Raw genomic sequence first — 22,229 nt, 5'->3', positions numbered from 1 at the left:
GTGCCTTCTTGCAGAAACGCTACCTGCCAATCTCCATCATCACGGTAGTCATGCTCATAGCCGCAGTCGCGGGCTACGTCGTCCCGGCAGTCCCAGTCCCCGCCCGTGAAAGTCCTTCTTGAAAGCAAGGGCGGCAACGTTCTGTTCACCCATCAGCAACACGCGGACATGGGCGACATGCGTTGCGGCGACTGCCACCACACCAGCGGCGAGGACCCCAACCCGCCACGGTGCACGGACTGCCACCCGGCCAAGTTCAGCGCCCAGTATCTGGAAGAACACACGGAGCTGAACATGTCTCCGCAACAGTGCGCGAGCTGCCACCACCCCCGCGCGGACATTTCCCCCTTCGACCATGACCTGCACGTGGACGAATACACCTCGGACTGCACCGACTGTCACCACGACACCGACATAGAGGACGAACCCCAGCAGTGCTCCAACTGCCATGAGGAAACGGACTCCGGCATCCCCTCGCTGATGAATGCGGCACACGAACGCTGCGCAAACTGTCACGAAGAGGATTTCAGCGACAGCTATCGCAACTGCGGCTTCTGCCACAAGCGGCTCCCGGCTCCGGCGGACGAGGTGGATTACACGCCATGCGCGGACTGCCACAGCGAACCGGTTTCCAACTCCGTGCCGTCCCGCGTGGCAGCATTCCATCAGCAGTGTCAGGGGTGCCATGAAAAGGCTGGCACTGGACCATACGGCAAGGATGCATGTTACCAATGCCATATACAGTAGGATCACGGGACGCATGACCATGGACAGATACGATTTCCGACTCGGAACGCTCGACACCGGTCCGCTCGGCACCATCCCCACTCCGCCGCTCCTGCGCGTCGGACTTGAATGCCATGATCCAGTGGTGGCGGCAGGAGACGAGGTGCTGACTGGCACCCGCATCGCGTCATCCACGCGAGCAGGCACCGGCGACCTGCACAGCGGTGTCTCGGGGACGGTAGAGGCGGTCACCGATACCTTCATCGAGATCAGGACCACTGGAACCAAGACGGTGGAACGCGAAAGCGTGCCCTCAGATTCGCCGGAGCTGCTCAAATGGCTCGCCCGCATGGGCATGAACACGGCGTCCATCCGCACCGCCCCACTGCTGATCGTCAATGCCGTTCCGCCCGAACCGGGGCACGGCATCTTTGCCCCGCTTATGAACGACCACCGAAAGGCCGTGGAGCTCGGGCTGGAAACGATCAAGAACATCGTCCAGCCCAGCCGCACCGTGCTGGCCGCAGCCAAAGGCACCAAGGTGGTCGCATTCGCGGACTGCAGCGTGACCTTTGTTCCGGCCCGCCACCCGTACGGGATGGCCCCAATGGTAATCCGCGCGGTCACCGGCGAGGAGCCCGTCAACGGCACTCCGCCGACATCGGCCTGCATCGTCACCCTCGAAGACCTGTATATCGCGGGCCGCATCGTCGAATCAGGTCGCCCGTACACCAATGTCATCTGCCAGCTCGGCCAGCGCGCCGCCATGGTTCCCCTCGGCACCACGGCGGCCACCCTGCTTGCCGAAACCGGCACCACGGCCTCGCAAGGGGATCGAATCGTCTTCGGCGGTCTGATGACAGGCAGCACCGCCTGCAACCTTGAACAGGGAACGGACAAGCGGACAAACGCAGTCCACGTGGTCCCCGAAGGGCTTTTCATGCACTCCGGTGACTCGGCCTGCGTGGGCTGTGGCGAATGCGCAAGACGCTGCCCGTCACGCGTTCGGCCCGATCTGCTGAGCAAGGCCTCGGAGTTCAAGCTGTTCGAGCGCTGTGAGGGCTACAACATTTTTTCCTGCATGGAGTGCGGCATCTGCGGCTACTTCTGCCCCACCAGACGGCCCATCCTCCAATATATCAGGCTCGCCAAACAGGAGATAACCCTTCTCAAGGGAGCGTGCGAAATCGAGGAGGCACCGGCATCATGAAACCCATAGAACCACTGCTGACCGTAGCCTCGCCGCCGCACGTCCACTGCGGCCGCACCTTCAAGGGCATGACGCTGGAGACCATCCTCGCGCTCATGCCTGCCGCAATCATGGCAGTCTGGCACTTCGGCCTGCCTGCCGCGCGGGTGATGCTCCTTTCCTGCGCCGTGGCCGTGCTCACGGAAGCCGTGTGCTGGAAGGCCATCAAACGAAGAAGCGCGGTTGACGACGGCACCGCCGTGCTCATCGGCCTGTTTTACGCCTTCCTGCTCCCGGCATCGGCCCCGTGGTGGCTGGTGGTCAGCGGAGCGGCAGCGTCGATCATCCTCGGCAAAATGATCTTCGGTGGCAACGGCGGCAACCCGCTCGGCGCGGCGCTGGTCGGCTGGACCACCTGCCGCATCTCGTGGGGGACCTTCATGGACCCGTACACCACCATGCTCGACTCCCCGCTAAGGGCCCCGCTGCACGAGCTGCACTATTTCGGCCTGCAGGCGGTCAGCGACATCAGCGCCACGAACATGCTCCTCGGCGAACAAATCGGCGGCCTCGGTGCTGCCCAGAGTGGGGCCATACTGCTCGGCGGGCTGTATCTGCTCTCCCGGCGCATCATCCGCCCTGAAATCCCCGTGGCCTTCATCGGCGGCATCGCGCTGGCAGCACTCGTCTTCCAGTTGACCGGCGATGGAACCAACGCCTCGGCCACGTTCCACCTCATCGGCGGCGGCACCCTTTTCGGCGCGTTCTTTCTCGCAACGGACCCGGCTCCCTCGCCGGTGCTTCCGGTTCCCATGATCGCATACGGCCTCATGGGAGGCATCCTGACCATGCTCATCAGGCAATACGGCATGTACCCCGACGCAGTGCCCTTTGCGCTGCTTCTGGCTCAGCTCGCCACCCCGCTTCTGGAGCGCATCGCGCCCAAGCCGTTCGGCACAGGGAGGGTCAAGGCATGATGGAAATGATTCGAATGGTTCTCGTGCTCTCGCTCATCTGCGGCGCTTCCGGCTTCACGCTGGCAACCATCCGCGACGCCACTGCGCAACGAGTTGAAGAGCAGGAATTGACCTACGTGCAGGGTCCGGCCCTGAACCAGATTTTTTCCGACATCGACAACAACCCGGTCAAGGACAGGGCGCGCATCGCCGACGCGCAGGGGCAGGAACACATCGTCTTCCCTGCCCGCAAGGACGGCAAGCTGGTTGGCGTTGCCTTCCAATCCTTCGGCAAAGGCTTCGGCGGCGACCTCGGCATCATGGTCGGCTTCGCGGTCGATCAGGGCGGCAAGAACGAGCTGGCAGGCATCGGCGTGACCACCATGAAGGAAACGCCCGGCGTGGGTACGCGCATCACCGAGGGTGACTTTCGCAACCAGTTCGTCAGCCACCCGCTCGACGACGTGGCGCTCAAGTCCGGCGGCGGAGACATCGCCGCGGTCTCCGGGGCCACTGTCTCGTCAACGGGTGCGGTTGCCGCAGTGAACCACGCCATCAAGACGTTCAATGAAATCAAGGACAAAATCCCGTCCGAATTCGGGTCCTAGGAGAGTCGCATGAGCACGCTCTGGAAAGAATTTTCAAAAGGACTCTGGCGCGACCTGCCGCCGTTCAGGCTGGTGCTCGGCCTCTGCCCCGTGCTGGCCGTGACCAAGACCGCGGACAACGGCCTCGGCATGGGGCTGGCGGTCATATTCGTGCTGACGTTGTCCAACGTCTTCGTCTCGCTGCTCAGGAACATCATCCCCAGCAAGGTCCGCATCGCCTGCTTCATCGTCATCGCGGCCTCGCTTGTGGTCTGCGTGGAACTTCTGATGCAGGCGTTCGCATATCCACTGTACCAGCAGCTCGGCATCTTCGTGCCGCTCATCGTGGTTAACTGCATCATTCTGGGCCGGGCCGAAGCGTTCGCGTCCAAGAACACGGTCCTGATGTCCACGGCCGACGGGCTGGGGCTTGGCATCGGCTTTGCCCTCTCCCTGACCTTCCTCGGTGCACTGCGCGAAACCTTCGGGTACGGCACGTTGTTCGGAAAATCCGTCATGTGGAGCGGTTTCGAGCCGTTCACGTTCATGATAGAAGCACCCGGCGCCTTCGTGTGCCTCGGACTGGTACTGGCCGCCATGAACGCGCTGACCAACTGGCAGCGCGGCGTCAAAGGCCTTGAAGCCGTAGAAGGGCCAAAGCACGACTGCAAGGCCTGCGGCATGTGCAACACCCCACTGAAATAGGAACATTGATGATTCGATCTCTCGCAAAGCACCTCGCACTCGCGCTCGCACTCACGCTCTGCCTTGCCGCCGCCGTGCAGGCCAAGGCTCCGGAACGCGCCGACGTCATTCGCATGCTCAAGCTCTCCGGTGAGCTCGACATGGTCCGTGTGGTCATCGACCGTATGCAGAAGGTCGCCCGCGAACGCTACGCCGCGGCTGTCCCGGAGCATGCTGATCAGGTCAGCGCCATCGTGGAGGAAAGCATCGACGCCGAGCTTGAGGAGAGCCTGCCCAAGCTGGCCGACATGATGGCCGAGGCGTGGATGCCGCATCTTACACAGGAAGACGTCACGGTGCTTCTGGAGTTCTACTCCTCGGACACGTGGCAAAAGCTCAAGAAGAAACGCCCGGAGATTTCCCAGGACGGCATGATGCTGGCCCGGGGCTGGGCAAACGTCTTTGCGCAACAGGCTGACAAGCGCATTCGCAAACGACTGGAGGAAGAAGGTCTTGTCCAATAACTCCCCGCTGAAAAATACACTCGCCGCGATCACCGCTGCCGCTCTCGTTCTCGTTCTCGCACTGCCCTGCGCAGCCAGTGACGACGCCAAACGAAAGGACATCGAAAAGATGCTGGAACTGACGGGCGCCACCGCGTCGCTGCCTGACCTGATTCGGCCTAACATCGACGGCATCGTCTCCAAGCTGCGCCACAAGCATCCGGATATGTCCGAAGAGGCCACCGCAGCGGTTGAAGAAGAAATCCAGAAGATTTTCAATGATCTGATGAACACGACCATGGCCATATTCGTGGGGATGTACGACAGGAACTTCACGCATGAGGAAATAAAGGAACTCATCGCCATTTATGAAAGCCCGGTCTGGCGCAAACAGGTGGCCCTGCAGGGCAAGATGTACCGCCAGATGACCGAGGAAATGCAGCGCTCGGGCGCGCCCATCATGGCCAAGGGCCTGGAGCGCATCCGCGAACGCCTGCATGAACACGGCATTGAATTCTAGATAGGGAGAGAAGGCATGGATTACTTCCTGCTCGTCATCGGGGCGATATTCGTCAACAACATCGTCCTCGCCCAGTATCTCGGCAACTGCCCGTTCATCGGCACGTCCAAGGAAACAGGCGTGGCCATCGGAATGGGATTCGCGGTGGTGTTCGTGGCAACCATGGCCGCGACCATCACCTGGCTGGTGCAAAAAAACCTGCTCGCGCCCAACGATCTCGGCTACCTGCAGACCATCGCCTTCATCCTCGTCATCGCCTCGCTGGTCCAGTTCGTGGAAATTTTCCTCAAGAAAATGGTTCCACCGCTCTACAACTCGCTTGGCATTTTCCTGCCGCTCATTACCACTAACTGCGCGGTGCTCGGCATCGCCATCATCTGCCAGCGCGAGGAATTCACGCTGGTGCAGACCGTGGTCTATTCCATCGCTTCGGGCGCGGGCTTCATGCTCGCGCTGGTGGTGCTGGCAAGCATCCGCGAACGCCTCGACATGGTCCGTATCCCCATAGCCCTGCGGGGAACCCCCATGGCGCTGATAATGGCCGGGCTCATGTCGCTGGCCTTTTTCGCCTTCAAGGGCATGGCCGCCTAGGAGAGCAGCAATGAAGAAAAAGGGAAGACTTTCGAAGATAAGCCTTCTGGATATCGCCAACAAAGTGGACGAAGACTGGAAGAGCACCAAGATCGCGGACATCAACGATCAGGTGATGCGCCTGAGCGTCCTGAACCGCGACTTTCACTGGCATACGCACAACGATTCGGACGAGGCCTTCTATGTGATTCAGGGCCGTCTGGAGGTTGATTTCGAGGGCCACACCGAAGTTCTCGGCGCGGGCGACATGCTGGTGGTTCCACAAGGCACCCTGCACCGCACCCGCGCGGACATCAGAACCGTGACGCTCTGCTTCCACTCCTCGGAAACCGAACCCACTGGCGACGTAGCCTCAAGCAAACCACAGTGATACGGATGGCTATATGATTGTATCATCGGTACTGGTCCTTCTCGGCATAGGCTTTACGGCGGCAATCGTCCTCGTGGCGGCCTCCAAGATTTTCTACGTCTATGAAGATCCGCGCATCGAAAAGGTGGAGCGCGTGCTCGCAGGGGCGAACTGCGGCGCGTGCGGCTACCCAGGCTGCAACGGCGCAGCCCGTGGCGTGGTGGAAGGAAAAGCCGGTTCCGACGTCTGCGTCATCGGCGGCCCTGAAGTGGCCGCGAATGTGGCCGAGGTCATGGGCATAGAACTCAAGGTGGCCGAGCCGAAGCTGGCTTTCGTAGACTGCACCGGCGGCGACCGCGCAGAAGAAGTCTATGAATACGAAGGGGCCAAGGACTGCCGCGCTCAAGCCATGCTCTACACCGGCTCCAAGATGTGCCCCGAGGGCTGCCTCGGCTACGGCTCCTGCGTCACCGCCTGCCCCTTCGACGCCATCCGCATGGGTCCGAACGGCTATCCGGTAGTCCATCCCGACCACTGCGTGGCCTGCGGCTCCTGCGTCACAGCCTGCCCGCGCGGGGTCATCTCGCTGGTCAGCCTCTCCTCACGGCTTACCCACCTGAACCTTGAGACCGACTGTCTCGCCCCCTGCCGCCAGCGTTGTCCCGGCCAGATCAACATCCCGCGCTACATCGAACAGGCCAGCCGCGGCGACCTTGCCGGGGCGCTCGAAACCATTCGCGAACGCATCCCCATGCCACTTTCCATCGGCCGCGTCTGCCCGCGCCCCTGTGAATCGCAGTGCCGCAGGCAGCACGTGGAAGACCCGGTGGGCATCAACATGATTAAGCGCTATATCGCGGACTGGGAGCTCAACTCCGGTGAACGCCAGCCCGTAAGCTGCCTGCCTGACACCGGCCGCAAGGTGGCGGTTGTCGGCGGTGGCCCCGCCGGTCTTTCCTGCGCCTATTTTCTGCGCCGCCTCGGGCACGAACCTACAATTTTCGACTCCATGCCCAAGCTTGGCGGCCAGCTCCGCTACGGCATCCCGGAGTACCGGCTGCCCAACGCCGTACTGGACTGGGAGATCGAGGGCATCCTCGACCTCGGCATCGAGGTCCGCTCCGAAACCAAATTCGGGCGCGATGTGAGCGTCACCTCGCTGGAAGAGGAAGGCTTCGAGGCCTTCTTCCTCGGCATCGGCGCTTGGCAGAGCACGCACTTGCCTATTGAGGGCGCGGACGCCAAGGGCGTGATGGCGGGCATCGAATTCCTGACCAAGGTCGGCCTCGGCGCGGAAGCGAGGTGGGCAAAAAGGTCATTGTCATCGGCGGCGGCAACACCGCGGTGGACTGCGCGCGAACCAGCCTGCGCATGGGCGCGGACGTCACCATGGTCTACCGCAGAACCCGTGCGGAAATGCCCGCAAATGAAGAAGAAATCGAGGCTTGCGACGATGAAGGCATCAAGTTCCAGATGCTCTCCTCGCCCAACAGGTTCATCACGGACGATTCCGGCCGGGTGACGCACCTTGAAATCCTCAAGATGGAGCTTGGCGAACCGGACGAGTCCGGCAGACGCCGCCCCGTTCCCGTCGAAGGCTCCGAGACGCTCATCGAATGCGACACGGTGTTTCTCGCCATCGGCCAGAAGCCTGACCTCAACTGCCTGTACGACGAGGCCGAGTCCTGCCCCATCGAGTCCACCAAATGGCGGACCGTGGCGGCCGACCCGGACACCCTCCAGACAGCGGTCCCCAACGTCTTTGTAGGCGGCGACGCGCACCTCGGCCCGGACCTCGTAATCTCCGCGCTCGGAGAAGGCCGCAAGGCCGCCCGGAGCATCCACCAGCTGCTCACCGAGGGCGAACTGGCCGTTCCCAAGCGCCTGCAACGGGAAATGATCCCCTACACGCTCTTCAAGGACGTGGAAAACGTGAACGTGAAGTACCGCTCGACCATGCCGCACCTCTGCGACGGCGAAGACAGGGTCTGCACATTCGCCGAGGTCGAGGGGGCGCTGAACACCGAGCAGGCGCAGTACGAAATGTGCCGCTGCATGCGCTGCGGACTGACCTGCTACGACCGCACGGCAGACTCCTGCGAACAGTGCGAGCAACCCACGAAGGAAATTCAGGAAAAAATATAAAAAACGCTTGCAAAGGCAAAACCCCGAGCGTATAAGACATCTCCGCTGTGGGCGATTAACTCAGTTGGTCAGAGTGCCATCTTCACACGGTGGAAGTCACTAGTTCAAATCTAGTATCGCCCACCACCGAAAACACACCGAACGCCAGACAAAAGTCTGGCGTTCTTTTTTATGGCTCATGGATTCGCTCATCTCCTGTGAAAAGCATCTCTAGAGCACGATATCTCCTCTGACAACAACCGACCATCCCGCCTGATGGCCTGCACAGCCAAGCCCATCCGCAACACCATAAAAAACGCCCCCGCGAACAATGTTCGCGGGGGCATTGCTTCAATAGACGGTGTCGGCTCTAGAAGGAGACCTTGAACTCGTCGCGGCGGTTCTTGGCCCAAGCTGCCTCGTTGTGGGCCGGGTCAAGCGGGCGCTCCTCACCGAAGCTGACGATACTGAGCCGTTCTGGCTCCACGCCTAGAATGACCAAATGCTCGAAGGCGGCGCGGGCGCGCTTTTCACCGAGCGCGAGGTTGTATTCCTCGGTGCCGCGCTCATCGCAGTACCCTTCGATGACCATGGTCATGCCGGTGTACTGCTTCATCAGGCGGGCCTTCTGGGACAGCAGGTCGCGGGCTTCCTGAGAAAGCTCATAGGAGTCGAACGCAAAATTGATCATGAAGCCAAGCTGGACAGCAGCTTCCTGACGCTGTTGCTGCATGAGCGCTTCCTGATCGTAATCCGGCTCAGGCATCGGTTCGGGTTCCGGTGCCGGTTCCGGAGGCGTTTCATCTTCCACCTTCACCTGGGTCGCTCCCGGCGGCATGGAACCGCTTTTGCTGGAGCAACCGGCTCCGATGGTGATCGCGAAGCAGAGGATCATCGCCATGACAAGTGCCAATCTGGTATTCATGTTCACTCCTTGAGCCGAGCCACGTCCGCGACGTGATCATCATGATTGAGAATTCTTACAAGATGTACCTGTTATTCTGCAAAAATCAACCCCCCATGCAATACGTTTCACTATTGCAACTTGGTATCCCATGCCGGGGCAAAGGCCGCGCCCGATCCGGTCTGGATCATTTTCGCCGCATCGCCGTGCCTCGTGGTCAGGTACAATTTGTACTGTCCCGAACGGTTCGAGGCGAACGCGATGAAGTATCCATCTGGGCCGAACGCGGGGTATTCGTCGCTTCCGGGACCAAAGGAAACCTGCCTGTCCCTGCCGGTGGCGAGGTCGTAGACAAATATGCGATGCCCGGAGCCGGTGCGCCGGTTGTAGGCGATGTAACGGCCGTCGGGGCTGATGCACGGGTGGGTGTTGTATGGGCCGTCCAGTGTTATGCGCCTGACGGACCCGCTCTGAAGGTCCATCATGTAGATGTGCGGGTTGCCTGCCCTGCCGGAGGTAAAGACCATCTTGCGTCCGGCCCGGTCAAAGCTCGGAGACACATCGATAAACGAGCTTTTTGCCAGCACGCGGCGAGGCTTGTAATTGCCGTCAAGCTGGAAGATATCGGCGTGACCATGACGGTTGAGCGTTACGGCAAGGCCGCCGCCGGGCATGAACTCGGGGCTGATGACCGACTGGCCGAGCTTTTCGGTATGCAGGGTGGTCTTGCCGGTCTTGGCGTCGAAAATGCCAAGGTAATGGCTCTTGCCGCCGATGTGGGTGAACGCCAGCTTGGAGCCGTCCGGGGACCACGCCGGGCCGAGGTTGAACCCGCCCATGGTCGTGATGCGCGTCAACTCGCGCCCCTGCGGCAGGACGGTGTAGATTTCCTTGCTCTTGCCGAGCTGACGCACGAAGGCCAGCGGCGAATCGAAAAACGCCTTCTTGCCTGTCAGGGCATCTACAAACGCCGAGCAAAAGCGGTCGGCAATGGACACGACGTTCTCTTTCGAGACGCGGCCGTAGGCCTTGCCGATGATCATGCGACGGCCAAACGTATCAAACACCCGCACTTCCACGCCGTTGGGCTTCCAGCCGGTGGTCATCACGAGGTCGATCTTGGCCAGTTGAAGCGGCCTGAAGTCGATCTCCGTCGACCTGACGCCCTTGCTGGGGTCGCCGCCGAGAAGCTGCGACATCTGCGTGCCTTTGATAAAGGGCAGATACGATAAATTGTTTTTGACGGTTTTCTCAAAAGTTTCGGCAAACTGCGGCATCTGCTCCTCAAGGGAACGGGGCGGGAGAATCACCAGATTCACCTGCCGCTGGCCGGGGCCGAAGATGTCCACTGTAAGCGGGGCCTGATCCTGCGCGCTGGCGAGGCTGAAAGTGCTAAGCATCATGACCAAGGCCAATGCGATGACGGCGTATCGTTTCATGTCGTCCCTACTCGTTGAGGTCCTGGCTGTTGAAATTGATGACTATGGTTCTGTCGCGCTCGGTACGCGGCGGCTCGACCTTCTCGGTCTCACGCACCGCCCGCAGCGCGGAACTGTCGAACTCCGCGTTCCCTGAAGCCTCCACCACGCGCGATCCGGTAATCATACCCGCGTCGTCTATGGATATCTCGACGGACACCAGCATGTTCGCATCGCCCGCAAAGGCCGGGTAGCGCCAATTCTGCTTGATGGTCGAGGCCACGATCATGGCATAGACCTGCGCAAGCCCGGAGCCGGTGCCGCCCACGGCACCTCCGCCGCCGGGCTTTCCGCCGTGCGAATAGATTTCCTTGCCCTCCTGCTGGCGCAGCGAAGCCAGTTCGTTGGCCAGCTCCTGCTGCTCCTTGCGCTCCTCTGCGCTCACATTCTGCTTGACGTCACTAAGCGCGTCAGCCAGCAGTTCATCCGAAGTCGGCTCAGGCTTGGGCTCCGGTTTGGGTTCCGGTTTCGGCTCTGGCTTTGGTTCGGGCTTCGGCTCTGGTTTCGGTTCGGGCTTCGGTTCCGGTTTGGGTTCCGGCTTTGGTTCGGGCTTCTTTTCCTTGACGACGACCTTTCGTTCCTTCTTGGTCTCGCTGATCTTCTTGGCTTCCGGCTCCGGTTTGGGTTCCGGCTTCGGCTCGGGCTTTTCCACCTCAACGGCCTTGGCTTCCGGCTTGGAAGGCTTGGGAGCCGGGGTGGCGTCTGTCTTTGCCAACGAAGTACGGCCGGGCGGCGGTGGCGGCCCGGGAGGGGCAAGGTTGACGATGTCCACCGAATACACGGGACGGTCAAGGTTCACGGGCCGGTCCGGGACGGTTGTCCAGAACAGCGCCGCAGCTATGACCGCCGCATGGAAGACGATGGATAGAAAGAGGCCGAAAAATTTCATGATAGGTGACACGTCCCGAACGCCTAGCGTTCCTTCCGGTCCTTTTTCTCTTCAGCCACAATGCCGAGCTTGTCGATACCTGCGGCCTTGATCTCGCCCATCACATCCACCACCACGCCGTAGGCAACGGCCTTGTCCGCGCGCAGGAAGAGTTGCTTGTTCTGCGAGGCCACCAGCCGGGTCAGGAAGTCTTCAAGCTCGCCTTCCGGGACCTCATACTTGTCGAGCATGATGGTCCCGTCCGCCTTGACCGTGAGCACGAGGTGATCCTTGTCCTGCGGCAGGTTTCGCACCGTGCGCGTCTTGGGCAGGTCCACCTCGACCCCCTGCGTCATGAGCGGGGCAGTGACCATGAAGATGATGAGCAGAACCAGCATCACGTCCACGAATGGCGTGACGTTGATTTCCGCGAGGTAGCCGTTTCCGGTCTTGAGCGCCATGACGGCCTCCTATTTGCCGGCCCAGGCGATCTCGCGCTCTGCGCGGTTCAGGAATGCTCCGGCAAAGTCGATCATGCCGGTCTCCACTTCCGAGAGTTTTCCGAGGAAGAAGTTATAGCCGATGGTGGCGGGAATCGCCACGCCGAGGCCGATGGCGGTTGCGATGAGCGCCTCGGAGATGCCCGGAGCGACCGTTGCCAGCGCTGCCGACTGCTGCAGGCCGATGGAGTGGAAGGAGTGCATGATACCCCAAACCGTGCCGAACAGGCCGATGAAGGGCGCGGCGTTGGCGCAGGTGGCAAGGAACGGCAGGTTGCGGGTCAAACGGCGCATCTCGGCGCTGATGCCCTGACGCAGCACGCGCCTGAGGGTGTCCTTGACGAGCATCCGCTTGCGGTCGCGGTCCAGCTCGGCCTTTTCGAGCTTGCGGAATTCCTTCACCGCCAGCGAGCTGACCGTACTCAGCGGGGAATGCTTGCCGCCCAGCGACTTCATGCCCGAGGAGAGGTCGTCCGCGGCCATGAACGCCTGATAGCCTGCCAGCACCTTCCTGCGCGCAGAAAGGATGCTGAAGGATTTGTAGAAAATAATGGTCCAGCTCCAGATCGACATGAGCGCAAGCAGCAGCATGACCGCCTTCACGGCCAGCGTGGCGCCAAGGATCAGTTGCAGCATGTTGGTTTCGGCCAGAATGTTCATACCGTTACCCCATTTTTTGCGGTGTTGCCCGCGTCAAGTAAACAGCGGCTACTTCATGAGCCGCTGCACGATTTCCCAAGAATTGCGTTCCGCCGCTTCAATCTCTGCGGCGGTCATGCCCGCGCCCAGCGCGATGGCCCGGCGCATTTCCGGCCCGACAAGGTCTCTTGGCGCGTGCGCGTCGTTGTCGATGACCAGCTTTGCCCCGTGCTTTCGGGCAAGCGCGGCCACGAGGCCGTTGGTATAGCTGTGCCCGCCGCGGGTGGTGATTTCCAGACAGACGCCCTTCTCGGCCGCCAGCGCCACCTCTTCATCGGTGATGAGCCCCGGATGGGCGAGGATGTCCACCCCGGCCTCTATGGCGGCAAGGTTGGTGCCCGGCGCCACCGGCTCCACCACGGTCTCGCCGTGAACCACCACATACTGCGCCCCGGCCTCGCGGGCTTGGCGGTCATATCCGGGATCAGGCTCGGCGGCACATGGGTGATCTCCAACCCGGTAAGCACCGTGACGTCGAAAAAGTGTCCGTGCTCGCGTGCAAAGCGACCCACGTTGGCAATTATGTGTTCAAAATTACTGAGGTCAGCGTGGTCGGTGATGCCCACGGCCTTGTATCCGGCAACCTGTGCGCGGCGAACAAGCTCCGAGGGAATCAGTTCGCCATCACTGAACACGGTGTGCATGTGCAGATCAATCATGTGCCGTTCCTACATCTTGTATTTGGTCTCGTCCTCATCCAGCCCTTCCAGCAGGTCCTTCCACCGGTTGGAGTCCGAATGATGGACAACCTTGTCCCCGAGATTTTCCATGGGCATGCCGGCGGCGTCGAGCACCTGGTCCGAGACGCGGATCTCGGCGTCCACCCGAACGGCCAGCGCCACGCCATCCGAAGGACGGCAGTCCACACGAAGCTCGTTTTCCCCGGAATTAACGACCAATTCGGCGTAAAAAGTGCCTTCGGATATCTCCGTAATCTCGACGGAATCAAGCCTGCCGCCGAGGAGCTTGATGGTATTCACAAGCAGGTCATGGGTCATGGGGCGCGGAAACGGCACGTCGTTGAGGGCCATGGAGATGGACATGGCCTCGGCCGCACCGATCCAGATGGGGAGCACGCGGTTGCTCTCCTCGTCCTGAAGCAAAATGATGGGGGCCTGCCCCTTCTCTTCGAGGGCAAGGCCGAAAATCTTCATCGCTACCATGGCTCACCGGTCCTTTCTCCCACAAGGGAGTGCTTCTTGGCCTGCGCGATACGCACCGGGACGATCATCCCCGTGAGCCCATCGCGCCTGCTGGTGAAGTTGACCACACGACCCGCCGGGTCACGGCCACGCCAAGACACCGCAGAGTCTTCCTGCCTGCGGCTCTTTCCTTCGACGAGCACTGTGGTCTCACGGCCTTCAAGCTTCTTTAGACTTTCTTTAGTAATGGTATTCTGCAATTCCTGCAACCGTTGCAGTCTGGACTGTGCGATTTCCGGGTCTACCTTGGGTTCCATGTTCACCGAAGCAGTGCCCGGGCGGTCGGAATACTTGAAGGAAAAGCTCGACTCGAAACCCACGCGCTTCACCATGGCCAGCGTCTGTTCAAAGTCCTCATCCGTCTCGCCGGGAAAGCCAACAATGAGGTCCGTGGTCAGGCTGATGTCCGGCCGCACCTCGCGCAGCGCGTCCACGATGCCGAGATACCGTTTCATGTCGTATTTACGGCGCATCTTCTTCAGCACCGCGTCCGAACCGGCCTGCATGGGCAGGTGCAGCGAGGGGCAAAGATTATCAAGCTCGCCGAAAGCCGCGATGACCTCGTCTGCGATATCCTTCGGGTGCGACGTGGTGAAACGTAGCCGCTCGATGCCGTCGATGGCCGCAACCTCCCGCAGCAATTCGGCAAAGCTCACTCCGGTCCCGCCGGAATCCATGCCAAAGCTGTTCACGTTCTGGCCCAGAAGGGTCAGCTCACGCACCCCCTTGTTCGCAAGGGCGCGGCATTCCTCGATGACCGCGTCGGGCTTGCGGGACTTCTGCCGCCCGCGCGTATACGGCACAATGCAGTAGGCGCAAAAGTTGTCGCACCCCTGCATGATGTTCACAAAGGCCTGCCGCGTACCGGGCATGGTCACGGTTCCGTCCGCCGCAAGCTCCCGCTCCGGATACAGATCCACGAAATCCAGAAGCGCGACGCGCTCCTCGGCACCTTCGGCCAGCCGCTCAAGCGCGTTGGGCGCATTGGCGATACCGTCAGTGCCGAAGACCAGCCGCACAAAGGGAAACCGGTTGAAGAAGCCCTTGCCGATCTGCTGGGCCACGCAGCCGCCGACCGCCGCGAACATCTGCGGATCGCGCTTCAGGTGGCGGGCAAGGCGACCCAACTCGCTGTAGACCTTCTGCTCCGGCTTGTCGCGGACGCTGCATGTGTTGATGACGAAAACAGATGCCTCGTCCTCTTCCGCCTGCTCCCAGCCGCGCGCCTCAAGGGCGCGAGCAAGCCACTGGGAGTCGTGGACGTTCATCTGGCATCCGAAGGTTACTATATGAAATTTCATTACTTTTGCATTCCTGTACGTCTCGCCCGCGACCATACCGGGTCCGGCCGCGCTTGCTGTTACTTTTCGGTGACGATTCAAAAGACATCCGAGACGTAATCCCTGCCGGGCCATCTGTCCAGAAAGTGCAGCACCTTGCGCAACGCTGCGTCGCGGGTCAGGCTGGTGTTGTCGAAGGCGAGCTCTGCCCTGTCGTCCTCCTCGAACGGAACATCCACGCCAACGACCTCGCCGAGCTCTTCGAACTGTCGCCCGGTGCGCTTGCGCTCCAGCGCCTTGGCATACAGGTCCGCCATGACCTTGCCGCCTTCCCGAGCCGCCTCGCGGCGCATGGCCTCCTCCACGTCGCAGAGGATCAGGATTTCGGCAAAACGCTCAATTCGCGCCCGCGCCCGCTCACGAAAGGCGGCCCGGTGCGCGGCTGCGTCCATGACGACGTTACGGCCCTCGGCGCACAGTCCGGCGGCCTCGTCCACAAACATGGCGTACGCCTTGTGACGCTCTTCTTCGGTGTATTCCGGGTTGGGGAAGTAGGCTCTGCGGCGTACGTCCATTTCAAGGTGCACCACGTCCTCGCCGCGCTGCCGAAGCATTTCCACAGCGCCGCGGGCAAGCGTGCTCTTGCCGCTTCCCGGCAGCCCCACGAACCAGACGGCCCAGCCGGACATCAGACCTCCATGTAGCGGTTCACGTCGGCCCAGTCGAAGGAGTCCTCCTCAAGGACGTTCTCCATGAGCCGGAACAGACCGCGCCGCACCTCCACCGGATGATCCGGATACCACTGCGGCGAGGCGATGACGAGACAGCGGAAAACGATGAACGGCGCCATGACGTCAAGCACCTCGCTGTCCCCCGTGGCATCAAGGTAGGTCTGGAAATACTCGCGGTAAAGGATTTCAAAGTCACCGGCCAGCCTGCCGTGTTTGCGAAGGCTCCAGAGCAGGTAGTTGATGCCCATGGTGCAGAGGTCGCCCCCCGGCTCGCCCCATTCGCCCCGGCTACGGTCCAGCACCCGGAAATCCCCGTCATCCACCAGCACGTTCCATGGGTGAAAGTCGCCGTGCACCGCGCTCAGACGATGCGAGTACCCCTTGAGCTTCCAGCGCCAGCGAACCAGTGAGCGTTCCAATTTCTCGAATCGTTCACGCGGGAACTCCTCATAGCCTTCCGGGTAGGCTTCATCAATGAGACCGATGATGCACTCATCCGAGCCGATGAGGTTGCGGATGCGCCGCCAATACAGATCGGGGTCGGCCTGCTTGTCGGCGTGAATGCGCGCCAGCCAGCGGGCGAACTCGCGGGCCATCTCCACGTCCGTCTCGGTGAGTCCCTCACGGGCTATGCGGTCGAGGTCGAGAAAGTAGTCATGGCCCTCAAGCTTCTCATTAACGATGAAAAACTCACTCAGGTCATTGAGGGGGATCATCTTCCCGGACTCGTCCAGATAGCCGAGGCCGAGCGGGCGCACGTGCTTTTCCAGCCGGTCCGAGGTGAAATACTGGAACATGAGAATGGAGGCGCGGTCCCAGAGAAACTGGTGGCCGTACTTGTCGCCCTTCATGATGGAGAAGACCGCCTCGCGGCCTTCTCCGCCCACGGAAAAACGGACGAGCAGGGGTTTTCCGTAGCCGAAGCCCTTCATCCCCTGCTCGTCGAGATTGCCGATGTCACCCGCTGCCAGCAGCCGGGTGTCGTCGCCGAATACCTGCTTGAGATAGGCCTCGATGCGGCCCTTTTCCATTGTGATCATTGCCGTTCTCCCCTTGTTCGAGGAGAACCGGCCTACATGGCGCCGAAATTCTCCTCGTAACGAGTCGTGAACTCGTCCCAAGTGTAACGATGCTCCTGCGTGCCACGCTGCTCGACGCAGTAGGCGGCGGCCACAGCGCCGATCCTGCAGGATTCCGCCAGCGTGCGGCCCATGGCCATGCCCTTGAGCATGCCAGCGCGGAAGGCGTCTCCGGCCCCGGTGGGGTCGAGCACTTCGCGGGCTTGGCGGCGGGCACGCGGGTTTCCTCTCCATCCTCTACCACAATACAGCCCTGTTCGCCCAGCGTGGTCACGAGATTGTTCACGCGGGAGAGCACGTCGTCACGCGAGAGGCCGGTGGCGTTCATGATGAGTTCAAGCTCGTAGTCGTTGGTAATCAGGATGTCGGCACCGGTGAGGGCTTCGGCCAGTTCCTCTCCGGTCATGGCCGTAATCTGCTGGCCGGGGTCGAAAATATAGGGGATGCCGTTCTCACGGTAATACTTGGGGTGGGATTTCATGTCTTCCACGCAGCCCGGGGAGATGATGCCCACGGCGTCCTCGGGTTTGATGCGGGTCATGTCGAAGGAGCAGGAGTGCTTCATGGCTCCGGGGTTGAAGCCGGTGATCTGATTGTCGCTCATGTCCGTTGTGATGAACGCGCCTGCGGTGAACTCGTGATCCACGGTGCGGATGCCTTCCACGGAAAGACCCATTTCATTGATCCGGTGGTCGTACTTTTCAAAGTCCTTGCCGACCTGACTCAGGACGACGGGTTTTTCACCGAGCATGGAAAGCGAGTAGGCGATGTTTCCGGCAGTGCCGCCGAATTTCTCTTCAAGCCCATCCACGAGAAAGCAGACGTTCAGGATGTGAATCTTCTCCGGCAGAATGTGATCGGAAAATTTGCCGGGGAAGGTCATTATTCTATCGTAAGCGAGCGAACCAGTCAGATAGATGTCCATTGGACCTCCGAAATAGTGGTTGATGAAGCCGCGCAGACTATCCGGGTCCCATGACCCGTGTCAACGAACCGCACTCAGGAGGTTTCTTCGGTAATCCACTGAAGAAACGCCTGATTTCCACCCTGTATCGGGACGGCGGCCACGCACGGAACCTCGTATGAGTGAACATCTGCCACGCGTAAAGTCAACCGCTGCACCAGATCCGATCGCGTTTTGGCGATGACGACCACCTCCTGCGAACTCTCCACTTTGCCTTCCCAGCGGTACATGGACTTCATGCCGGGGATGATGTTCACGCAGGCGGCGAGGTTGTCCTCCACCAGCGCCGCGCCGATGCGCTCGGCCTCTTCCATGTCGCCCGCAGTAATGTAAACCAGAGATTGAGACATGCGTTCCTCCTGATGGTTCTCGAGTTGCGGGGATGATACACTATCTCCCGGCGGTTGCAATGCGGCGCGTACGGACTTGTGCCTTGCGGCCCTTGGTGATACTGCATTTTTGCCTGACAAGGAGACACCACGTGAACACGAAGGAACGAGCCGTAATCATCTTCAAGCGGCTGCTCAAGCGCTACCCCGCCCCGGAGCCTGCGCTGGATTGGACCAACGCATGGCAACTGCTTGTGGCCACGGTGCTGGCCGCGCAATGCACGGACGAACGCGTCAACAAGGTCACGCCCGCCCTCTTCCGCCGCTGGCCCGAGATAGCGGATTTCGCCGCAGCCGACGTGTCGGAACTGGAAGAAGCGGTGCGCTCCACGGGTTTCTTTCGCAACAAGGCCAAGAACCTCAAAGCCGCGGCCACGAGGATCATGGAGGTTTACAACGGCGAGGTGCCCCGCACCATGGCCGACCTTGTCAGCCTGCCCGGCGTTGCGCGAAAAACAGCCAACATCGTGCTTTCCAACGCCTTCGGCATCCACGAGGGCATTGCGGTGGATACACACGTCAAGCGCCTGAGCTTCCGTCTCGGCCTGACGAAGAACACCGATCCGGTGAAGATAGAAAAAGACCTCATGCCGCTGTATCCCAAACAGGTGTGGGGCGACATAAACCATTTTCTCGTCTATTTCGGTCGCGAGGTCTGCAACGCCAGAAAGCCCGCCTGCCCGGAATGCGAACTCAGCGACATCTGCCCGAAGAAGGGAGTGAAAGGATAATGACCAAACCCGGAGATTTCACCGTCCACTGCACGGACGGCAACGCACGCAGGGGAACCCTCGTCACCGCGCACGGCGAGATTCCCACGCCCATATTCATGCCCGTGGGGACGCAGGGCACCGTCAAGAGCCTCACTCCCGGGGACCTTGAGGAGATGGACGCCAAGATCATCCTCGGCAACACCTATCACCTCTACCTCAGGCCCGGCGACGAACTGCTGGCCCGCCACGGCGGCCTGCACGGTTTTTCCAACTGGGACCGCCCCATCCTCACCGACTCCGGAGGCTTTCAGGTCTTCAGCCTTGAAGGCATCCGCAAGCTCACCGAGGAAGGCGTTGAGTTCCGCTCCTACATCGACGGGTCCAAGCACTTCTTCAGCCCGGAAAAGGTCATCGACATCCAGAAGAACATCGGCTCGGACATCATGATGGTGCTAGACGAGTGCGTGGGCTACAAGCATGACAAGGCTTACACCGCCAAGTCGCTTGAGATGACCACCCGCTGGGCCAAACGCTGCCGCGACCACTACCCTGTCGGCTCCGGCGACCAGCTCATGTTCGGCATCATTCAGGGCGGCTTCCATAAGGACCTGCGCGAACGAAGCCTTGAGCAGCTTGCCGAGATACCTTTCGAGGGCTTCGCCATCGGCGGCCTGTCCGTGGGCGAACCCATCCCGATGATGTACGAGCTGACCCACCACCTCGCGCCGCTCATGCCCAAGGACAAGCCGCGCTACCTCATGGGTGTGGGAACCCCTCTCGACCTGCTCGAAGGCGTCAGCGCGGGCGTGGACATGTTCGACTGCGTGCTGCCCACCCGCAACGCACGAAACGGCACACTTTTCACCTCGCAAGGCAAGGTCAACATCAAGAAGGCCACCTACCGCGAGGATGACTCCCCGCTGGACCCGGAGTGCAACTGCTACACCTGCCGCAACTTCTCGCGGGCGTACCTGCGGCACCTGTACCACGCCAAAGAACTGCTCTCCTACCGGCTGAACACTTACCACAACGTGCACTTCTACCTGAACCTCATGAAACAGGTCAGGGAGAGCATTGAAAACGGTACGTTCGCACAGCTCAAGAAACGCTACGAAGACGCGTACGGGAAAAAGTAAATGAAAAAGCTCGCCGAATGGTTCTTCAAGACGCTCGGATTTCTGACCTTTGTCGTCATCCTCGTCGGCACCGTGGGTTTTTTCGCCATGGGCCACTGGCTGCAGCTGGATGAAAAGCCGCAGCAGGCGGACTACGTTCTGCCGCTGGCGGGCGATTACCTGCGATTGATGCGCGGAGTGGAACTCATGCAGGAAGGATACGCACCCACACTGCTGCTCAGCAAAGCCAAACCGCAACCCAAAACCCGATTCGACCTACTTCGCGATGAACTCGGTTGGCGATTAATCAGTGACATAGCCCTTCAGCTTCTGATCGTCCGACACATGGGCCTTGACTTGAGCCGTGTCGAAGAATTCGGCGACGGGCACATCAGCACGGTTGAAGAGGCCGAGGCCCTGAAACGCCACCTGAACGGAAAACCGGCCCGGCTGCTGGTGGTGACGTCCCCGACCCATGCGCGGCGCGCCAAGATCATACTGGAAGACATCCTGCCGAACTGCGAGATCATCATGACCGCCACGCCGGAAGACCGCTTCCCTGCGCAATGGTGGAAGGATCAATCCGCGGCGCAGAATATCGTCATGGAAAGCGCCAAGCTGATCCACTACTGGCTCGGCGGGGCCTTCCGCTCCACCGACGCACCAATCTAGACAGCTTCCTTGCGCTCGGGGTCCTTGCCGGGGTCCTTGATCGACTCGATGGACTCGCCCAGCCGGGACGCACATTCTGCCAGCGTGACGTTGTGGTCGCTGTGACGCATGGCGTCCGTTAACGAGGAAAACACCTCGCCTACAAACCCGAAATTACCGATGAAGCCGCTTCCTGTGCGCTTTCCTGCGTTGGTATTGATGATCCTGATTATCTCGTCGATGCGAATGCCATCCAGCCTGCGGGCCGGAGCGTAGCGTTCACAGTCGCCGCTATCCACCGGCACGAGGAACCCGGCCTTGATGAACAGCTCCGCCAGTTCCTCAACCACACCCAGAGGCGCCACAAGCTTGTCGGAAATCTCCTCGGCGCAGGGCAGCTCCTCGCCCTGCTCGAAACGCTTGACGATCATGGCCAGAATGACCACGGCGATCTTCTGCTTCTCAAGCGCGCTGGCATTGCCGAAAGTCCGCTGCTTGAGGAACGACCCGAGGTTCTGCGAGGCATAACTGACCTCCGCCCCCAGCAGCACGATGACCCAGCTGATATAAAGCCACATGAGCAGCAGCGGGAACTGCGCGAAGCTGCCGTAGATGGCGTTGTATTTGGCCGCGCCGATCTGCCAGTTGATGTAGACCCACTGCGCACCCTGCCAGAGCACGCCGCCGATCAATCCACCGAAGAGTGCGCTGGAGACCTTGACCTTGGTGAAGGGGATGAAGGCGTACATGAACGCAAAGGCGATCAGGATGAAAAGAAGCGGTGCAAGCTTAAGAAGCCCGGCCTCAAGGTAACTGATGGCGGATATGGACAGAAGACTCTTAACGACATCCTGCTTCTGCAGGCTGACGTTGAAGCTTGAGGCCACGATGAGGAACATGGGACAAATAAGGATGACCGGAAAAAAATCCGCAACCTTGCGCCACGCTGTGCGCCCTTTCTGAACACGCCAGATGGTGTTGAACGCCCTCTCGATGGTCCCGATGAGCGAAAAGACAGTGAAAAGCAGGGTTGCCACACCGACCCAGCCGAGGGTCTGCACATTGGTGTTGTTGATGTAGCCGATGATCTTGTCCACCACCTCCACCTTGCCGGTGGTAAGGCGCATCAACAGGTTGCGGATAAATTCTGCGTTCTGAAGGCCGAAACCCTTGGAAATGGAAAAAGCGACCGCAAGAAACGGGACAAAAGACAGAATGGTGGTGAAGGTCAGTGCGGCCGCACGGATGATGCACTGATCCTGAAAAAAACTGTGGAAGACGAGATAGCCGAAGCGAAAACACTTCCTGAGCAGCCTGAACGGCAGGGGCAGGCCTTCCTGTTCCCGCGCCCAGAGGCCGGAGGAAAGATAGGAGCGGTATTTTCTGGTCTTGGACAGCATTTCGGTATTCATCGTCTTCTCCGACAC

At 60.7% G+C, this 22,229-nt stretch carries 23 protein-coding genes, 1 tRNA gene and 3 pseudogenes; 14 read left to right on the top strand and 13 right to left on the bottom strand.

Annotated elements, in window-relative coordinates:
• Window positions 1-105: 105 nt before the first annotated feature.
• From JCM12178_RS03320 to JCM12178_RS03270, 11 genes and pseudogenes are all read left to right on the top strand, one after another.
• The gene (locus JCM12178_RS03320; RefSeq protein WP_054648738.1) at window positions 106-747 is read left to right on the top strand and encodes a cytochrome c3 family protein; all 642 of its coding nucleotides are present in this window, start codon (window positions 106-108) and stop codon (window positions 745-747) included.
• 19 nt (window positions 748-766) lie between these two features.
• Window positions 767-1,936, top strand: coding sequence for a 4Fe-4S dicluster domain-containing protein (locus JCM12178_RS03315; RefSeq protein ID WP_172677063.1), 1,170 nt, complete (start codon window positions 767-769; stop codon window positions 1,934-1,936).
• Window positions 1,933-2,892: an RnfABCDGE type electron transport complex subunit D gene (locus JCM12178_RS03310; RefSeq protein ID WP_054648733.1), complete on the top strand. Its 960-nt coding sequence runs from the start codon at window positions 1,933-1,935 to the stop codon at window positions 2,890-2,892. Before JCM12178_RS03315 ends, JCM12178_RS03310 begins: the two co-directional genes overlap by 4 nt.
• The gene (gene rnfG, locus JCM12178_RS03305) at window positions 2,889-3,479 is read left to right on the top strand and encodes an RnfABCDGE type electron transport complex subunit G (protein WP_054648731.1); all 591 of its coding nucleotides are present in this window, start codon (window positions 2,889-2,891) and stop codon (window positions 3,477-3,479) included. The genes JCM12178_RS03310 and rnfG overlap by 4 nt, the downstream gene beginning before the upstream one ends.
• Before the next feature lie 9 nt (window positions 3,480-3,488).
• Window positions 3,489-4,163, top strand: a complete 675-nt coding sequence (gene rsxE, locus JCM12178_RS03300; RefSeq protein WP_054648729.1) for an electron transport complex subunit RsxE — start codon at window positions 3,489-3,491, stop codon at window positions 4,161-4,163.
• 8 nt (window positions 4,164-4,171) lie between these two features.
• Window positions 4,172-4,666: a DUF2059 domain-containing protein gene (locus tag JCM12178_RS03295; protein ID WP_054648728.1), complete on the top strand. Its 495-nt coding sequence runs from the start codon at window positions 4,172-4,174 to the stop codon at window positions 4,664-4,666.
• Window positions 4,656-5,165, top strand: coding sequence for a DUF2059 domain-containing protein (locus JCM12178_RS03290; protein ID WP_054648726.1), 510 nt, complete (start codon window positions 4,656-4,658; stop codon window positions 5,163-5,165). Before JCM12178_RS03295 ends, JCM12178_RS03290 begins: the two co-directional genes overlap by 11 nt.
• Before the next feature lie 15 nt (window positions 5,166-5,180).
• Window positions 5,181-5,756 carry an electron transport complex protein RnfA gene (locus JCM12178_RS03285; protein ID WP_054648724.1) on the top strand — a complete coding sequence of 192 codons (576 nt, stop codon included), beginning with the start codon at window positions 5,181-5,183 and terminating at the stop codon, window positions 5,754-5,756.
• Between the two features lie 10 nt (window positions 5,757-5,766).
• Complete coding sequence (locus JCM12178_RS03280) at window positions 5,767-6,126, top strand: cupin domain-containing protein (RefSeq protein WP_054648722.1); 360 nt, start codon at window positions 5,767-5,769, stop codon at window positions 6,124-6,126.
• Window positions 6,127-6,139: 13 nt separating this feature from the next.
• Window positions 6,140-8,250 (top strand): annotated as a pseudogene (locus JCM12178_RS03275) (RnfABCDGE type electron transport complex subunit B).
• A 49-nt stretch (window positions 8,251-8,299) separates the two neighbouring features.
• Window positions 8,300-8,376, top strand: a tRNA-Val gene (locus tag JCM12178_RS03270).
• 223 nt (window positions 8,377-8,599) lie between these two features.
• On the opposite strand, the gene pal is transcribed toward JCM12178_RS03270, so the two are convergent.
• From pal to cutA, 12 genes and pseudogenes are all read right to left on the bottom strand, one after another.
• Window positions 8,600-9,154, bottom strand: a complete 555-nt coding sequence (gene pal / locus JCM12178_RS03265; RefSeq protein WP_054648720.1) for a peptidoglycan-associated lipoprotein Pal — start codon at window positions 9,152-9,154, stop codon at window positions 8,600-8,602.
• Between the two features lie 110 nt (window positions 9,155-9,264).
• Window positions 9,265-10,572 (bottom strand): PD40 domain-containing protein, encoded by a 1,308-nt coding sequence (locus JCM12178_RS03260; RefSeq protein WP_054648718.1) that lies wholly within the window; start codon window positions 10,570-10,572, stop codon window positions 9,265-9,267.
• Window positions 10,573-10,579: 7 nt separating this feature from the next.
• Window positions 10,580-11,500 carry a cell envelope integrity protein TolA gene (tolA, locus tag JCM12178_RS03255; RefSeq protein ID WP_054648716.1) on the bottom strand — a complete coding sequence of 307 codons (921 nt, stop codon included), beginning with the start codon at window positions 11,498-11,500 and terminating at the stop codon, window positions 10,580-10,582.
• Between the two features lie 23 nt (window positions 11,501-11,523).
• Entirely contained in the window at window positions 11,524-11,940 is a 417-nt protein-coding gene (gene tolR, locus JCM12178_RS03250) for a protein TolR (protein ID WP_054648714.1), read from the bottom strand.
• 9 nt (window positions 11,941-11,949) lie between these two features.
• The gene (locus JCM12178_RS03245) at window positions 11,950-12,639 is read right to left on the bottom strand and encodes a MotA/TolQ/ExbB proton channel family protein (RefSeq protein WP_054648712.1); all 690 of its coding nucleotides are present in this window, start codon (window positions 12,637-12,639) and stop codon (window positions 11,950-11,952) included.
• A 48-nt stretch (window positions 12,640-12,687) separates the two neighbouring features.
• Window positions 12,688-13,337 (bottom strand): annotated as a pseudogene (locus JCM12178_RS03240) (histidinol phosphate phosphatase domain-containing protein).
• Between the two features lie 9 nt (window positions 13,338-13,346).
• A complete protein-coding gene (locus JCM12178_RS03235) occupies window positions 13,347-13,841 on the bottom strand; it encodes a bifunctional nuclease family protein (RefSeq protein WP_054648710.1) in 495 nt (164 codons plus the stop codon).
• Complete coding sequence (miaB, locus tag JCM12178_RS03230) at window positions 13,835-15,181, bottom strand: tRNA (N6-isopentenyl adenosine(37)-C2)-methylthiotransferase MiaB (protein WP_054648708.1); 1,347 nt, start codon at window positions 15,179-15,181, stop codon at window positions 13,835-13,837. Before miaB ends, JCM12178_RS03235 begins: the two co-directional genes overlap by 7 nt.
• Before the next feature lie 77 nt (window positions 15,182-15,258).
• A complete protein-coding gene (locus JCM12178_RS03225; protein WP_054648706.1) occupies window positions 15,259-15,849 on the bottom strand; it encodes an adenylyl-sulfate kinase in 591 nt (196 codons plus the stop codon).
• Entirely contained in the window at window positions 15,849-16,931 is a 1,083-nt protein-coding gene (locus tag JCM12178_RS03220; RefSeq protein WP_054648704.1) for a phosphotransferase family protein, read from the bottom strand. The genes JCM12178_RS03225 and JCM12178_RS03220 overlap by 1 nt, the downstream gene beginning before the upstream one ends.
• Window positions 16,932-16,963: 32 nt before the next feature.
• Window positions 16,964-17,895: pseudogene (locus JCM12178_RS03215) on the bottom strand (carbohydrate kinase family protein).
• Between the two features lie 74 nt (window positions 17,896-17,969).
• Window positions 17,970-18,284: a divalent-cation tolerance protein CutA gene (gene cutA / locus JCM12178_RS03210; RefSeq protein WP_054648702.1), complete on the bottom strand. Its 315-nt coding sequence runs from the start codon at window positions 18,282-18,284 to the stop codon at window positions 17,970-17,972.
• 131 nt (window positions 18,285-18,415) lie between these two features.
• On the opposite strand from cutA, the gene nth reads away from it, so the two are divergent.
• Genes nth through JCM12178_RS03195 form a run of 3 tightly spaced genes read left to right on the top strand, consistent with a single transcriptional unit; the run spans window position 18,416 to window position 20,823 of the window.
• A complete protein-coding gene (gene nth, locus JCM12178_RS03205; protein ID WP_054648700.1) occupies window positions 18,416-19,054 on the top strand; it encodes an endonuclease III in 639 nt (212 codons plus the stop codon).
• Complete coding sequence (gene tgt, locus JCM12178_RS03200) at window positions 19,054-20,172, top strand: tRNA guanosine(34) transglycosylase Tgt (RefSeq protein ID WP_054648698.1); 1,119 nt, start codon at window positions 19,054-19,056, stop codon at window positions 20,170-20,172. Before nth ends, tgt begins: the two co-directional genes overlap by 1 nt.
• Window positions 20,173-20,823, top strand: a complete 651-nt coding sequence (locus JCM12178_RS03195; protein WP_054648696.1) for a YdcF family protein — start codon at window positions 20,173-20,175, stop codon at window positions 20,821-20,823.
• Here the strand turns inward: JCM12178_RS03195 and JCM12178_RS03190 are convergent.
• Window positions 20,820-22,214, bottom strand: a complete 1,395-nt coding sequence (locus JCM12178_RS03190; RefSeq protein ID WP_054648694.1) for a YihY/virulence factor BrkB family protein — start codon at window positions 22,212-22,214, stop codon at window positions 20,820-20,822. The genes JCM12178_RS03195 and JCM12178_RS03190 overlap by 4 nt on opposite strands.
• Between the last annotated feature and the right edge of the window lie 15 nt (window positions 22,215-22,229).

Origin of the sequence: Salidesulfovibrio brasiliensis JCM 12178 (genome assembly GCF_001311825.1) — a bacterium.
GTDB classification, from domain to species: Bacteria; Desulfobacterota; Desulfovibrionia; order Desulfovibrionales; family Desulfovibrionaceae; genus Pseudodesulfovibrio; species Pseudodesulfovibrio brasiliensis.
The sequence above is the reverse complement of the archived record's forward strand: the minus strand, read 5'-3'. Positions and strand labels throughout refer to the sequence as shown.

What these genes read in the sequence shown, in the direction of transcription:
- rsxE (WP_054648729.1), top strand. Translation starts at nt 3,489, where the DNA reads ATGAGCACGCTCTGGAAAGAATTTTCAAAAGGACTCTGGCGCGACCTG.
- JCM12178_RS03285 (WP_054648724.1), top strand. Translation starts at nt 5,181, where the DNA reads ATGGATTACTTCCTGCTCGTCATCGGGGCGATATTCGTCAACAACATC.
- JCM12178_RS03280 (WP_054648722.1), top strand. Translation starts at nt 5,767, where the DNA reads ATGAAGAAAAAGGGAAGACTTTCGAAGATAAGCCTTCTGGATATCGCC.
- JCM12178_RS03315 (WP_172677063.1), top strand. Translation starts at nt 767, where the DNA reads ATGGACAGATACGATTTCCGACTCGGAACGCTCGACACCGGTCCGCTC.
- tolA (WP_054648716.1), bottom strand. Translation starts at nt 11,500, where the DNA reads ATGAAATTTTTCGGCCTCTTTCTATCCATCGTCTTCCATGCGGCGGTC.
- JCM12178_RS03195 (WP_054648696.1), top strand. Translation starts at nt 20,173, where the DNA reads ATGAAAAAGCTCGCCGAATGGTTCTTCAAGACGCTCGGATTTCTGACC.
- JCM12178_RS03310 (WP_054648733.1), top strand. Translation starts at nt 1,933, where the DNA reads ATGAAACCCATAGAACCACTGCTGACCGTAGCCTCGCCGCCGCACGTC.
- JCM12178_RS03235 (WP_054648710.1), bottom strand. Translation starts at nt 13,841, where the DNA reads ATGGTAGCGATGAAGATTTTCGGCCTTGCCCTCGAAGAGAAGGGGCAG.
- JCM12178_RS03295 (WP_054648728.1), top strand. Translation starts at nt 4,172, where the DNA reads ATGATTCGATCTCTCGCAAAGCACCTCGCACTCGCGCTCGCACTCACG.
- JCM12178_RS03245 (WP_054648712.1), bottom strand. Translation starts at nt 12,639, where the DNA reads ATGAACATTCTGGCCGAAACCAACATGCTGCAACTGATCCTTGGCGCC.
- JCM12178_RS03190 (WP_054648694.1), bottom strand. Translation starts at nt 22,214, where the DNA reads ATGAATACCGAAATGCTGTCCAAGACCAGAAAATACCGCTCCTATCTT.
- JCM12178_RS03220 (WP_054648704.1), bottom strand. Translation starts at nt 16,931, where the DNA reads ATGATCACAATGGAAAAGGGCCGCATCGAGGCCTATCTCAAGCAGGTA.
- JCM12178_RS03260 (WP_054648718.1), bottom strand. Translation starts at nt 10,572, where the DNA reads ATGAAACGATACGCCGTCATCGCATTGGCCTTGGTCATGATGCTTAGC.
- pal (WP_054648720.1), bottom strand. Translation starts at nt 9,154, where the DNA reads ATGAATACCAGATTGGCACTTGTCATGGCGATGATCCTCTGCTTCGCG.
- miaB (WP_054648708.1), bottom strand. Translation starts at nt 15,181, where the DNA reads ATGAAATTTCATATAGTAACCTTCGGATGCCAGATGAACGTCCACGAC.
- tolR (WP_054648714.1), bottom strand. Translation starts at nt 11,940, where the DNA reads ATGGCGCTCAAGACCGGAAACGGCTACCTCGCGGAAATCAACGTCACG.
- tgt (WP_054648698.1), top strand. Translation starts at nt 19,054, where the DNA reads ATGACCAAACCCGGAGATTTCACCGTCCACTGCACGGACGGCAACGCA.
- JCM12178_RS03225 (WP_054648706.1), bottom strand. Translation starts at nt 15,849, where the DNA reads ATGTCCGGCTGGGCCGTCTGGTTCGTGGGGCTGCCGGGAAGCGGCAAG.
- rnfG (WP_054648731.1), top strand. Translation starts at nt 2,889, where the DNA reads ATGATGGAAATGATTCGAATGGTTCTCGTGCTCTCGCTCATCTGCGGC.
- cutA (WP_054648702.1), bottom strand. Translation starts at nt 18,284, where the DNA reads ATGTCTCAATCTCTGGTTTACATTACTGCGGGCGACATGGAAGAGGCC.